Origin of the sequence: Streptomyces sp. NBRC 110035 (genome assembly GCF_000829695.1) — a bacterium.
GTDB lineage: Bacteria > Actinomycetota > Actinomycetes > Streptomycetales > Streptomycetaceae > Streptomyces.
The window spans coordinates 185528-198739 of the sequence record NZ_BBNN01000030.1; the positions used below are offsets into that span (position 1 = coordinate 185528).

Sequence of the window (13212 nt, forward strand, 5' to 3'; positions counted from 1 at the left end):
CGGGGGGCAGGCCCCGCCGGTAGCCTGAGTCCTTCGCTGGAAGCAATCTCGCTTCGTCGCCCGTCGTCGTAATGAAGAGAGCACCGTGGCCGCCGACAAGATCGACACCATCGTCAGCCTGAGCAAGCGCCGAGGCTTCGTATTCCCCTGCAGTGAGATCTACGGCGGCCAGCGTGCCGCCTGGGACTACGGACCGTTGGGTGTCGAGCTCAAGGAGAACCTCAAGCGCCAGTGGTGGCGCTACATGGTGACGTCGCGTGAGGACGTCGTGGGTATCGACTCGTCGGTGATCCTGGCCCCCGAGGTGTGGGTCGCCTCCGGTCACGTCGCCACCTTCTCGGACCCGCTCACCGAATGCACCGCCTGCCACAAGCGGTTCCGCGCGGACCACCTGGAAGAGGCGTACGAGGAGAAGAAGGGCCGCGCCCCGGAGAACGGCCTCGCCGACATCAACTGCCCCAACTGCGGCAACAAGGGCCAGTTCACCGAGCCCAAGCAGTTCTCGGGTCTGCTCTCCACCCACCTCGGCCCCACGCAGGACTCCGGCTCCGTCGCCTACCTGCGCCCCGAGACGGCCCAGGGCATCTTCACCAACTTCGGCCAGGTGCAGACCACTTCGCGCCGCAAGCCGCCCTTCGGCATCGCCCAGATGGGCAAGTCCTTCCGCAACGAGATCACGCCCGGCAACTTCATCTTCCGGACCCGCGAGTTCGAGCAGATGGAGATGGAGTTCTTCGTCAAGCCGGGCGAGGACGAGACGTGGCAGGAGTACTGGATGCAGCAGCGCTGGAACTGGTACACCGGCCTCGGCATGCGCGAGGAGAACATGCGGTGGTACGAGCACCCGAAGGAGAAGCTCTCCCACTACTCCAAGCGCACCGCCGACATCGAGTACCGCTTCCAGTTCGGCGGCAGCGAGTGGGGTGAGCTCGAGGGCGTCGCCAACCGAACCGACTACGACCTCGGCGCCCACTCCAAGGCCTCCGGCCAGGACCTCTCCTACTTCGACCAGGAGGCCGGCGAGCGCTGGACCCCGTACGTCATCGAGCCGGCGGCCGGTGTCGGCCGGGCGATGCTCGCCTTCCTGCTCGACGCGTACATCGAGGACGAGGCGCCCAACGCCAAGGGCAAGCTGGAGAAGCGCACCGTGCTGCGCCTCGACCCGCGTCTGGCCCCGGTGAAGGTCGCGGTGCTCCCGCTCTCCCGCAACCCGGAGCTGTCGCCGAAGGCCAAGGGCCTCGCCCAGGCGCTGCGGCAGAACTGGAACATCGAGTTCGACGACGCCGGCGCCATCGGCCGCCGCTACCGCCGCCAGGACGAGATCGGTACGCCGTTCTGCGTCACGGTCGACTTCGACACGCTCGAGGACAACGCGGTGACGGTGCGCGAGCGCGACACCATGAAGCAGGAGCGGATCTCCCTCGACCAGATCGAGGGCTACCTGGCGAGCCGCCTGGTCGGCTGCTGACGGCCGACGGGCCCCCGCACCGCCGACTTCCCCGGAGCCGCCCCGGGCAGCGCTTCCCGCGCCGCCCGGGGCGGTTCTACGTCCCCGTGGGGTCCACCGTCGCCTGGTGGGCCCGGGCCAGGTGCTCCTGCGCCTTCAGCCAGGGCAGGAACTGGGCGTGTACGCGCCAGTCACAGGTCCCGCACCTGAGGGTGCGCTGCACACCGGTGCGCCGGACCCGCACGACGTGTTCCCGCCCGTGCTGGTCCCAGCGGCTGACTTTGCTCGTGTCGCTCGGGGGCATGACGCAGAGTGTGCAGCAAGAACAACATCAACGGGGGCCCGGCGCAGGTGAATTCGGTGGCGGACCGGCCCCCGGCCCCGTGCGCGAACGCCGCGCGTGGCTACGCGCCCGCTCCGGCCGCCTCGCGGATCTCCCCCGACTCCAGCCGCTCGGCCGTCCGCCGCGCGGTCGCCCGTGCCCAGGGGCCCGAGGTCGACGCGCCCACCACCAGCACCGCGAGCCCGCACGCGGTGAGGATCCACCAGCCGGGCCGCGAGGCCGCCACGAAACTCTCCGCGTACGACGAGGAGCCCACCCCGGCCGCCAGCACCGCGCCGACCACCGCGACGCCGAGCGTCTGGCCCAGCTGCCGGCTGGTGGAGGCCACCGCCGAGGCCACCCCGGCCTGGGCGCGGGGCATGCCGGAGACGGCGGTGTTGGTGACGGGCGCGTTGACGAAGCCGAAGCCGACGCCGAACAGGACGTACCCGGCGGCCAGCGTGGCGTTGGACGTCTCGGCCTCGAAGAGGGCGAAGAGGAGCCCGGCCGCCGTCATCGCGCCGCCCGCGATCAGCAGCGGCAGCCGTGGCCCCCGGCTGCCGACCAGCCGGCCGGAGAGCGGGGCGCACAGGAACGTCGGGAGGGCCATGGGGAGCATCCACAGCCCGGCCTCCAGGGCGCTCAGCCCCCGTACGTTCTGCAGGTGGAGCGTCGACAGGAACAGGAACCCGCCGAGCGCGGCGAACGCGCTCACCGCGATCACCGTGGCCCCGCTGAACGGCGCCGAGCGGAAGAAACGCAGGTCGATGAGGGGTTCGTGGCGCCGTGACTCGTACACCAGCAGGGCGGTCAGGGACGCGAGCGCGACGGCGGCGAAGGGGGCCGTGGCGGAGAGCGGCGCGTGCGGCGCCTCGATGATCGCGTACGTCAGCGAGCCGAACAGGGCGACGACCAGCAGCTGGCCCACCGGGTCGGCGCGGCGGGCCTTCGGCGCCCGCGACTCCGGGACGAAGCGCAGGGTGAGCACCAGGGCGGCGAGGCCCACGGGCAGGTTGATCCAGAAGATGGAGCGCCAGCCGACGGAGTCCACCAGCAGGCCCCCGATCAACGGCCCCGCCGCCATCGAGAGGCCGACGACCGCGCCCCACGCGCCGATCGCGCGGGCGCGTTCGCGCGGGTCGGTGAAGGTGTTGGTGATGATCGACATGGCGACCGGGTTGAGCATCGAACCGCCCACCGCCTGCACCATGCGGAAGACGACCAGCGCGTCCAGGTCCGGGGCGAGCGAGCACAGCAGCGAGCCGAGGGTGAAGACGACCAGGCCGGCCGTGAAGACCCGTCTGCGGCCGATCCGGTCCGCCGTGGAGCCGGCGAGCATCAGCAGGGACGCCAGGACGAGCGTGTACGCGTCGATGGTCCACTGCAGCCCCGGGGTACTGGCGTCCAGGTCCCTCTGGAGCGACGGCAGGGCGACGTTCAGGACGGTGTTGTCCAGGCTCACGAGGAGCAGGCTCGTGCAGCAGATCGCGAGCACGAGCAGACGTCGGCGCGGAGTGAGCTCGGACATGGCCACCATCGTACGCGCGGTTCGATAGTGCGGTTAACTAATGGTCGTTACATGATGCTGCCCGGGAAGCTCCGGGCGGCACCCCGGGCAGTGCTCGGCATGCGGGACAATGGGGGAATGTCCACGCCCCCCTCCACCCCGAACCCGGCCCCGGACGCGCGCGACCCGGCGACGGGCCGCGACCTGGCGATCGGCCCGTACGCGGTCCGGCCGCCCGTCGTGCTGGCCCCCATGGCCGGGATCACCAACGCGCCCTTCCGCACCCTCTGCAGGGAATTCAGCGGCGGCAAGGGGCTGTTCGTCAGCGAGATGATCACCACCCGGGCGCTGGTCGAACGCAACGAGAAGACCATGCAGCTGATCACGTTCGACGCGAGCGAGACGCCGCGCTCGATCCAGCTGTACGGCGTCGACCCGGTGACCGTCGGCAAGGCCGTCCGCATGATCGTCGAGGAGGACCTCGCCGACCACATCGACCTCAACTTCGGCTGCCCGGTACCGAAGGTGACCCGCAAGGGCGGCGGCTCGGCCCTGCCCTACAAGCGGAACCTGCTGCGCTCCATCCTGCGCGAGGCGGTCGCCGGCGCCGGGGACCTGCCGGTCACGATCAAGATGCGCAAGGGCATCGACGACGACCACCTGACCTACCTGGACGCCGGCCGCATCGCCGTCGAGGAGGGGGTGAGCGCCGTCGCCCTGCACGGCCGCACCACCGCCCAGCACTACGGCGGCACCGCCGACTGGGACGCCGTCGCCCGGCTCAAGGAGCACGTGCCGGAGATCCCCGTGCTCGGCAACGGCGACATCTGGTCCGCCGACGACGCCCTGCGGATGGTCCGGGAGACCGGCTGCGACGGAGTCGTGGTGGGACGCGGCTGCCTGGGGCGGCCGTGGCTGTTCGCCGACCTGGTCGCGTCCTTCGAGGGCCGCCGCGACCTGTACCGGCCCACGCTGCGCGAGGTCGCCGACGTCATGGTCCGGCACGCCGCCCTGCTCGGCGAGTGGATCGGCGACGAGGCCCGCGGGGTGATCGACTTCCGCAAGCACGTCGCCTGGTACCTGAAGGGCTTCGCGGTCGGCTCCGAGATGCGCAGGCGGCTCGCCGTCACGTCCTCGCTGGAGACCCTGCGGGCCGGGCTGGACGAGCTGGACCTGGACCAGCCCTGGCCGGCCGGTGCGGACGGCCCCCGCGGCCGTACGTCCGGCAACAACCGGGTGGCGCTGCCGGACGGCTGGCTGAAGGACCCGTACGCGTGCGCGGGCGTCGGCGAGGACGCCGAACTGGACACGTCGGGCGGCTGAGCGGGCCCGTCCCCGGGTTTCAGCCTCCGGCGGGGTACGGGACGGAGCCGTAGGCCTCCAGGAAGCGGTCGCGGAACGCGTCCATCCGCCACACGGGCGCGTCCTGGTCCGGCCTCAGCCCCTCGGTCCAGTTCCAGTCGGCGATGTCGTCCAGCGCCTTCGGGTCCTTGGCGACGATCGTCACCGGCACGTCCCGGCTCGCCCTCGGACCGCTGACCCGGGCGATGGGCTGGTGGTCGCCGAGGAAGACGAGGACGGTGTCGTCGGTGCCGTAGCGCTCCAGCCACTGGGTGAGGGCGGTCACCGAGTACTCGACCGACCTGCCGTACTCCCGACGGGACCCGGTGGCGTCCGTCATGAGGCTGCCGGGGTCCTTCCCCGCCTTCTGGACGGGCCCGAAGACGGAGCCGTCGCCGAGTTCGTCCCAGTCGACCATCTCGGGCAGGGGCGCCCAGGGCTGATGGCTGGAGGTCAGGATGACCTCCGCCATCAGGTTCTTGCCCTCCTCGCGTTCCCTGCCGTGCTCCAGGCGCTGGAACGCCTCGAGCGTGTACTGGTCGGGCATCGTCGACCAGCTGAACTTCGGGCCCCGGTAACCCAGCCGGAAGGCGTTGTAGACCTGGTCGAGGCCGAACCACTTCGCCTCGGGCCAGCCCTTCTGGACGCCCGGCACGATGCCTACGGTGTCCCAGGCGCCGGACTTGCCGAACGCCCTGGTGAGGGTGAGGCGGTCGCTCGCGGTGGCGGTGCGGTAGCGCTGCTGGTTGTCGATCCACAGGCCGGACAGCGCCGTCGAGTGGCCCAGCCAGCTGCTGCCGCCGAACGTCGACGACGTCAGCCAGCCGCTGCGCGCCTCGAACCCCGCCTCGGCGAGCGACTCGGTGCCGGCGTCCAGGGTGCCGGTGACGCCGGGGGCGGTCACCGGGTCCTCCAGTGCGGTCCGACCGTAGCTCTCGATGAACGCGATGACGACGTCCTTGCCGCGCAGGCCGGGCAGGAGCTGGTCGGCGGGCGTGCCCGCGAACGGGTCCGAGCGTGCCACCTTCTCGAACGCCGCCTCGTCGCGCAGCGTGTCCCGCACCCGCTTGCCCTGCACCTTCAGCGCGGCCGCGGCCCGGTCGGAGGCGACCGGTACACCGGACACCTGCAGGCCGAGGGCGGTACAGGTGATCCACACCGTGCCCGCGACCAGCGCGCCCCGGGTGGCCCGCGTACGGTGCCGGGCCAGCAGGCCGCTCAGCCGGACCGCGGCGAGCGCCATCACGACCACCAGGAGCAGGACCAGGACGACCGCGCCGACGGCGGCGGCCGTGGCGGTGGCACCGCCCATCGAGTCCTCCACGTAGTGCTCCGCGTCGTCCAGCAGCCCCCAGTCGAGCACCACGTTGAAGCCCCGGCCCAGGTACTCGTTGAACCCGATGTCCAGCAGGTTCAGCACGGTCAGCACGGCGATGCCGGCCCCGTACAGCGCGGCCGCGACGATCCGCGGCCGGCGCGGCAGGGCGAGCAGCAGTACGGCCCCGACGATCGCCTCGGCCGGAATCCGGGTGAACCGGCTGGGCCGCAGGGCACCGGCGGTGTTCGGCAGCAGGAGCGCGCCGACGATCAGCGCGGCGGCGAGTCCGTGCAGGGTCCAGCGGGCGGCGCGCGCGGCACGGGGGTGCCGCGCGCGCAGGCGGGCGCAGCGGGAGCGGAGGGCGTGCAGGGCGCGCGGGGCGCGCGGGGCGGGGCGGGTGAGCTTCCTCGAGGCCGCTTCCCCCCGCTGTCCCTCCGTGCCTTCCGAGACTTCCGGGCCCTCCGTCTCTTCTGCCTCCGCTGTCTCTTCCGCCGGGTGCGGGCGCTCTTCCTCCTGTCGGTTCTCCTCGGTCGTCCGTGTCGGTCGGCGCAGGCGTGTGAAGACAGGCACCCGGAGGTCCTTCCGTGCAAAACCCGGTGAGGTGGCGGACCCGGCGTGGGGGTCCGGATCCGCCGTAGTTCCGTACGGGCGCACCGGCCGGCGTGTTCAGCGCGGCGGGAGGTACGTTCGGCACGCCGGGGGCGGAGGCCGGGCACGCCGTCCGTGGAGCCCCGGTGAGACGCCTGCACGGCCGCCCGGGCGGCCACCGGGGGAGGCGTACGGGGTACGTCCGCATGGTGGAATCCCGGTGACTGTGGCAGCGTGATTCTCGCCACCCCTGATAAGGGTTACGCTCAGATGAGCGAATTGCGGGTGACTGCACTTCTCAAAGGGCGGCACTCGGTGCCACCCCTTGATCGTTCATCGAGCGAAATCAGACGTGCTGATTGTCGCTCATATGAGCGACTGGATCGCCTCGTTCGGAGTCGGTGTGTTCAAGAGATGAACACATGCGGCTGCGGGAGCCTGCCACGCCGTGACTTTCGATCCCGTGGCGGCGGAGTGGTCGCAGGCGCATGACGCACGTGTGGACGTACCCAGATGCCTTTGATCTGGGTATGTTCCTGCCCGTCAGGGCAGCCACCGCGTCCTCGAGGAGTCGAGACCCGTGTCGGAAAACAAAGATCCCCACGTAGGCCAGCAGGGTCACAGCGTTGAGGGCGTGAAGTTCGTCTACGACTTCACCGAGGGCAACAGGGACCTCAAGGACCTGCTCGGCGGCAAGGGCGCGAACCTCGCCGAGATGACCAATCTGGGTCTTCCCGTCCCTCCCGGCTTCACCATCACCACGGAAGCCTGCAAGGTCTACCTGGAGAGCGGCACGGAGCCGGCGGCGCTGCGTGACGAGGTGAGTGCGCACCTCGACGCCCTCGAAGCGGCGATGGGCAAGAAGCTCGGCCGGAGCGACGACCCCCTCCTCGTGTCGGTCCGCTCCGGAGCCAAGTTCTCCATGCCGGGCATGATGGACACCGTCCTGAACATCGGCCTGTCCGACAAGTCCGTGCAGGGGCTCGCCCGGCAGTCCGGCGACGACCGCTTCGCCTGGGACTCCTACCGGCGCCTCATCCAGATGTTCGGCAAGACCGTCCTCGGCGTCGACGGTGAGCTGTTCGAGGACGCGCTGGAGGCGGCGAAGGCCGCCAAGAAGGTCGAGGTCGACACCGAGCTGGAGGCCGCCGACCTCAAGAAGCTGGTCACCAGGTTCAAGAAGATCGTCAGGACCGAGGCCGGCCGGGACTTCCCGCAGGACCCGCGCGAGCAGATGGACCTCGCCATCCACGCGGTCTTCGACTCCTGGAACACCGACCGGGCCAAGCTCTACCGCCGCCAGGAGCGCATCCCGCACGACCTGGGCACCGCCGTCAACGTCTGCTCCATGGTCTTCGGCAACCTCGGCCCCGACTCGGGCACCGGCGTCGCCTTCACCCGCGACCCCGCCTCCGGCCACCAGGGCGTCTACGGCGACTACCTGCAGAACGCCCAGGGCGAGGACGTGGTCGCGGGCATCCGCAACACCGTGCCGCTCGCGGAGCTGGAGCGGATCGACAAGAAGTCGTACGACCAGCTGATGCGGATCATGGAGACGCTGGAGAACCACTACAAGGACCTCTGCGACATCGAGTTCACCATCGAGCGCGGCCAGTTGTGGATGCTCCAGACCCGCGTCGGCAAGCGCACCGCGGGCGCGGCCTTCCGCATCGCCACCCAGCTCGTCGACCAGGGGCTGATCGACGAGGCCGAGGCGCTCACCCGCGTCACCGGCGCACAGCTCGCCCAGCTGATGTTCCCGCGCTTCGACGAGGACACGAAGGTCGAGAAGGTCGGACGCGGCATCGCGGCCTCGCCGGGCGCCGCGGTCGGCAAGGCGGTCTTCGACTCGTACACCGCCGTCAAGTGGTCCCGCTCCGGCGAGAAGGTCATCCTGGTCCGCCGCGAGACCAACCCCGACGACCTGGACGGCATGATCGCCGCCGAGGGCATCCTCACCTCCCGCGGCGGCAAGACCTCGCACGCCGCCGTCGTCGCGCGCGGCATGGGCAAGACCTGTGTCTGCGGCGCCGAGGAGCTCGAGGTCGACACCAAGCGCCGCCGGATGACCGTCTCCGGCGGGCACGTCGTCGAGGAGGGCGACCTGATTTCCATCGACGGCTCGACCGGCAAGGTCTACCTCGGTGAGGTCCCGGTCGTGCCGTCGCCGGTCGTGGAGTACTTCGAGGGCCGCATGCACCCGGGCGCCGACGACGCCGACGAGCTCGTCGAGGCCGTCCACCGGATGATGGCCTTCGCCGACCGCAAGCGCCGGCTGCGCGTGCGCGCCAACGCCGACAACGCCGAGGACGCGCTGCGCGCCCGCCGCTTCGGCGCCCAGGGCATCGGCCTGTGCCGCACCGAGCACATGTTCCTCGGTGACCGGCGCGAGCTGGTGGAGCGGCTGATCCTGGCCGACACCCAGGAGGAGCGCGAGGAGTCCCTCAAGGCACTGCTGCCGCTGCAGAAGAAGGACTTCGTCGAACTGTTCGAGGGCATGGACGGCCTCCCGGTCACCGTCCGCCTCCTCGACCCGCCGCTGCACGAGTTCCTGCCCGACATCACCGAACTGTCGGTCCGCGTGGCCCTCGCCGAGTCCCGCCAGGAACCGCACGAGAACGAACTGCGCCTCCTCCAGGCCGTCCACCGGCTGCACGAGCAGAACCCGATGCTGGGCCTGCGCGGCGTGCGGCTCGGTCTGGTCATCCCCGGCCTGTTCACCATGCAGGTACGGGCCATCGCCGAGGCGGCGGCCGAGCGCCGGGCGGCCAAGGGCGACCCGCGCGCCGAGATCATGATCCCGCTGGTCGGCACGGTCCAGGAGCTGGAGATCGTCCGCGAGGAGGCCGACCAGGTCATCGCGGAGGTCGAGGAGGCCACCGGAACGAAGCTGAAGCTCGCCATCGGCACGATGATCGAGCTGCCGCGCGCCGCGCTGACCGCCGGCCAGATCGCGGAGGCCGCCGAGTTCTTCTCCTTCGGCACGAACGACCTCACCCAGACGGTGTGGGGCTTCAGCCGGGACGACGTGGAGGCCAGCTTCTTCACGGCCTACCTGGAGAAGGGCATCTTCGGCGTCTCCCCGTTCGAGACGATCGACCGGGACGGCGTCGGCTCCCTGGTGAAGCTCGCCGCCGAGGCCGGCCGCGCCACCCGCCCCGACCTCAAGCTCGGCGTCTGCGGCGAGCACGGCGGCGATCCGGAGTCCGTCCACTTCTTCCACGAGGTGGGCCTGGACTACGTCTCCTGCTCCCCGTTCCGCATCCCGGTCGCCCGCCTGGAGGCCGGCCGCGCGGCGGTCACCTCGAAGGGCAGCGACCACCGCTGACCCCTCCGGGGCGAAGCGGACCCGACCCGCCAGCCCCGGAGCCGTTGCCTGTCACCCGACCACCCTCACCGATCGGCAACGGCTCCGGATCACAAGGAGAACGGCGGCACCCGTGCGGGGGTGCCGCCGTTCTCATGCCGTCGAACGAGTTGCGAAGAAGTACTTGCAAGTACTCCTTTGCGACGCTGTCCTCGTGGACATGAACGAGTCCCGGGAACCGCAGGGCCCGCCGGTCCGCGGCCTCGACGCCCGCTCGCTGCGCGGGCTCGCACACCCGCTGCGCATGCGGCTGCTGGACGCCCTGCGTCACGGCGGCCCGGCCATCGCGTCCCAGCTCGCCGCGAAGCTGGGCGAGTCGAGCGGCGCGACCAGCTACCACCTGCGCCGGCTCGCCGCGCACGGCTTCATCGAGGACGCTCCCGAGCGCGGCAAGGGCAGGGAACGGTGGTGGAAGGCTGTCCACAAGGGCCTGCGTTTCGACGACGCGCTGCTCACCGACGCCCACCCGGACGTACGCGGGGCTGCCGACCTGTACCTCCACGAGGTCGCGTCCAGCCAGGCCCGGGGCCTGTCGGCCTGGCTGGACGACCGCCCGGCCTGGCCGGAGGAGCGGAACCGCACCTGGGACATGAGCAGCGCGACGCCGCGCCTGACGCCCGAACCGACCCGGGATCTCCTCGAGAAGATGCACGCCCTCGTCGGAACCCACCGCGACCGGGCCGCAGACGACGCCGACACCGACACCGCCCAAGTACGCATCCGCGCCCGCGCCTTCCCTCTCACCACGGACTGAAAGGCCACGGCCCGATGCATCCCGAGACCCGCCTCGCCCTGCACCACCTCCGCGCCGCCGAACTCCGTGCCGAAGCCGACGCGTACCGCCTCGCCGTGGCAGCCGGGCCGGCTCGGCGCCTCCAGCCCTTCCGACCCGCCTCGGCTGGACCCTGGTGGAAGTCGGCCTGCGCACGGCCGCCGGTCCCAGGGCGGCAGTCCCGTTCCACAGACCTCGCACCTGTGTCTGATCCCACCGGGCCCGGTCGCAACAGGCCCCGGGACACCTGTTTCTCCGGGTGCCGCTCCAGCTCCCGTATCGGCGTCGGTCAGGACGCGCGGGTCCACACGGCCCTCCACCCGGAACAGCGGCACCGGGAACTTTCGCTGGGGAGTGATCGTGGACCTGGGACTGTCCCGTGTCGGCCTCGTTGACGCCCTGTACGTCGACGATGGGGACGATTACCACGTTGGTGATCGAATCAGTGGCCATCTGGACTGCTTCGACGAGCAGAAGGACAAGTTCATCTTGAGGCCGCCCGATCAGATTCCGCTTGCTGAGCGACTGAGGCGGGCAAGGGGGTGACAGGGAAGGCTTCCTTCCTCTGCTCGTCCGGCTGACCGGACCACGGTCGGGATAGTTGCCTTCCCGGGCGGCGCGGGTCCCGGCCTTCGGGTGAGTGCCGCGCCGCCGGAAGGGTGGCATCCCTGCGGCCGTCGAGCGCTCGAAATGGCGGCGCCCTCGTGCGGGGGGCCGCCATTTCGTCGTTTCGGAGCGCCTCAGTCGGTGCTGCGGCGCCGGCGTGCCGCGAACAGCGCCCCGCCGCCCGCCAGGACGACGGCCGCGCCGCCCGCCGCGATGTACGGGGTGGCGCTGTTGCCGCCGGTCTCGGCGAGGTCGGTGCCGGTGTCCGAGCCGGTGTTCTGCGCCCCGGACTCCGTGTCCGAGCCGGCGGCGGTGTCGTCGTCCTTGTCGTCGTCCTTGTCGTCGGCGGGGACGAAGCCCGCCGGCGGGTTGTCGCAGCCGATGCCGTCGTTGTCGCGGTCCAGGTGCTTGCCGTAGTGCTCGCTGTCGGCCGGGATGTTGGAGTACCCGGCGGTGTACGCCGCGTCGCAGTTCTTGAACACGCCCTCGTGGGCGGCGGCGGTGGTGACGGGCAGCGTGGCCAGTGCGAGCGCGGCGACGGTCACGGCGGCGGACTTGCAGGACAGGTTCACAGGGGGTCCCCCAGCTATGTGCGGATATCCGGCAGTGTGCCCCTGTCCGGGGTGGTCTGCCGGGTGCGAGCTACCGACGGTAGGGGAGGGGTGGGGGAGGGCGGGGAGGTTTCGCGGACCCGTGATGCGAACGTGACGTGACCGGACGGTAGCTCTCCGCTCATGCCGGTGCGTTCTGTGCACCGGCATGAGCCGGCAACCGGGAGCGTTTACCTGCGGAACGGGCCCCTCACCTCGTACGTGATGCCACCCGACGAACTCCCGCTCGTCCCGCGCTGGCTGGAGAAGTACAGGCGGGTGCCGTCCGGGGAGAAGGCCGGGCCGGTGATCTCGGAGCCGGACTGGCCGCTCACCCGGAGGAAGGGGGCCACGACGTCGTCGGGCGTGATGACGCAGATCTCCATGTTTCCGCCGTCCTCGGCCACGAAGAGGTCGCCCGAGGAGGAGCCGGTGACGTTGTCCACGCCGGTCAGGGGAGCGGAGCCGCCCGTCACCAGGGAGTCGTCGTAGGTGAGTTCGATCGTCTGGGCGGCGGCGTTGTACTGCCAGACGCGGTTGTCGCCCTTGGTCGTGAACCAGCAGGTGTCGTTCGCGTAGTGGCAGCCCTCGCCGCCGTTGAAGCGCTTGGCGCCGGAGACCTGGTTGCGGGTCGCGGTGGCCCCGGACGGGTCCGGGACCCTCGCCCAGCTCACCGGGCCGCTCGTGCCGCTGCCCGCCACCAGTACCTCCAGTGTGCCGGAGGACAGGTCGCCCCACGTCGTCGGCCGGAAGCGGTAGAAGCAGCTGTCCGAGACGTCCTCGGTCAGGTAGATCACCCTGCGGACCGGGTCGGCGGCCGCCGCCTCGTGCTTGAAGCGGCCCATCGCGTCCCGGCGTACCGCCGCCTTCGTCCCCCACGGGTCGGTCTCGTAGACGTAACCGCGGTCCACCTCCTCGCAGGACAGCCAGGTGTTCCACGGCGTGCTGCCGCCCGCGCAGTTCTGCCGGGTGCCGGACAGGATGCGGTACGCGCCCGTGACGGCGCCGGTGGCCGAGAAGCGCACCGCGCCCGCGCCGCCGGACGGGTTGATCTCCGAGTTGGAGACGTAGATCCAGCCGCTGCCGTCCGCGTAACAGGCGCCGCCGTCGGGGGCGTTGTGCCAGGTGTACGACGTGCCCGGGACCTGCCGGCCGGAACGGGCGATGACCCTGCTGGTGAACCCGGCCGGCAGCCCGATCCCGTTGGCGTCCGCCGCGCCGAGCGCGCCGTAGGGGCCCGTGCCGGGCTGGGCGGGCGCCGCGTACGCGGCGCTGTGCCAGAGCGCGCCGCCGAGGACCGCGCCGGTGCCGCCCATGGCGCTCGCACGAAGGAAGGTACGACGTTCCACTGCCG

Annotated in this window: 10 protein-coding genes; 5 read left to right on the top strand and 5 right to left on the bottom strand. The window is 71.1% G+C overall.

The window, feature by feature from the left end; all coding sequences use genetic code 11:
* Positions 1 to 85 precede the first annotated feature (85 nt).
* Positions 86 to 1468: a glycine--tRNA ligase gene (locus tag TU30_RS20855; protein ID WP_042172135.1), complete on the top strand. Its 1383-nt coding sequence runs from the start codon at positions 86 to 88 to the stop codon at positions 1466 to 1468.
* Positions 1469 to 1544: 76 nt separating this feature from the next.
* Here the strand turns inward: TU30_RS20855 and TU30_RS20860 are convergent, their stop codons facing one another.
* Together TU30_RS20860 and TU30_RS20865 are read right to left on the bottom strand one after the other, a co-directional pair.
* Positions 1545 to 1751 carry a hypothetical protein gene (locus tag TU30_RS20860; protein WP_042172137.1) on the bottom strand — a complete coding sequence of 69 codons (207 nt, stop codon included), beginning with the start codon at positions 1749 to 1751 and terminating at the stop codon, positions 1545 to 1547.
* 100 nt (positions 1752 to 1851) lie between these two features.
* Positions 1852 to 3297, bottom strand: coding sequence for an MFS transporter (locus TU30_RS20865; RefSeq protein WP_042172278.1), 1446 nt, complete (start codon positions 3295 to 3297; stop codon positions 1852 to 1854).
* Positions 3298 to 3396: 99 nt separating this feature from the next.
* On the opposite strand from TU30_RS20865, the gene dusB reads away from it, so the two are divergent.
* Entirely contained in the window at positions 3397 to 4599 is a 1203-nt protein-coding gene (gene dusB, locus TU30_RS20870) for a tRNA dihydrouridine synthase DusB (RefSeq protein WP_078878412.1), read from the top strand.
* A 19-nt stretch (positions 4600 to 4618) separates the two neighbouring features.
* Here the strand turns inward: dusB and TU30_RS20875 are convergent, their stop codons facing one another.
* Complete coding sequence (locus TU30_RS20875; protein ID WP_370626682.1) at positions 4619 to 6505, bottom strand: CDP-alcohol phosphatidyltransferase; 1887 nt, start codon at positions 6503 to 6505, stop codon at positions 4619 to 4621.
* Between the two features lie 598 nt (positions 6506 to 7103).
* On the opposite strand from TU30_RS20875, the gene ppdK reads away from it, so the two are divergent.
* The 3 genes from ppdK to TU30_RS20890 all read left to right on the top strand — a co-directional run bounded on the left by ppdK (position 7104) and on the right by TU30_RS20890 (position 11208).
* Positions 7104 to 9851 (top strand): pyruvate, phosphate dikinase, encoded by a 2748-nt coding sequence (gene ppdK / locus TU30_RS20880; protein WP_042172139.1) that lies wholly within the window; start codon positions 7104 to 7106, stop codon positions 9849 to 9851.
* A 199-nt stretch (positions 9852 to 10050) separates the two neighbouring features.
* On the top strand, positions 10051 to 10644 hold the full coding sequence (locus tag TU30_RS20885) for a transcriptional regulator (protein ID WP_042172282.1): 594 nt from the start codon (positions 10051 to 10053) through the stop codon (positions 10642 to 10644).
* Positions 10645 to 11022: 378 nt separating this feature from the next.
* Complete coding sequence (locus TU30_RS20890) at positions 11023 to 11208, top strand: hypothetical protein (protein ID WP_141713729.1); 186 nt, start codon at positions 11023 to 11025, stop codon at positions 11206 to 11208.
* Between the two features lie 194 nt (positions 11209 to 11402).
* On the opposite strand, the gene TU30_RS20895 is transcribed toward TU30_RS20890, so the two are convergent.
* On the bottom strand, positions 11403 to 11840 hold the full coding sequence (locus tag TU30_RS20895; protein ID WP_042172144.1) for an excalibur calcium-binding domain-containing protein: 438 nt from the start codon (positions 11838 to 11840) through the stop codon (positions 11403 to 11405).
* Positions 11841 to 12049: 209 nt separating this feature from the next.
* The gene (locus TU30_RS20900; RefSeq protein ID WP_042172146.1) at positions 12050 to 13207 is read right to left on the bottom strand and encodes an alkaline phosphatase PhoX; all 1158 of its coding nucleotides are present in this window, start codon (positions 13205 to 13207) and stop codon (positions 12050 to 12052) included.
* Positions 13208 to 13212 lie beyond the last annotated feature (5 nt).

Bases quoted from the DNA above. Each gene is read 5' to 3' on its own strand.
- TU30_RS20860 (WP_042172137.1), bottom strand. From the start codon at position 1,751: ATGCCCCCGAGCGACACGAGCAAAGTCAGCCGCTGGGACCAGCACGGG.
- TU30_RS20865 (WP_042172278.1), bottom strand. From the start codon at position 3,297: ATGTCCGAGCTCACTCCGCGCCGACGTCTGCTCGTGCTCGCGATCTGC.
- dusB (WP_078878412.1), top strand. From the start codon at position 3,397: ATGCGGGACAATGGGGGAATGTCCACGCCCCCCTCCACCCCGAACCCG.
- TU30_RS20885 (WP_042172282.1), top strand. From the start codon at position 10,051: ATGAACGAGTCCCGGGAACCGCAGGGCCCGCCGGTCCGCGGCCTCGAC.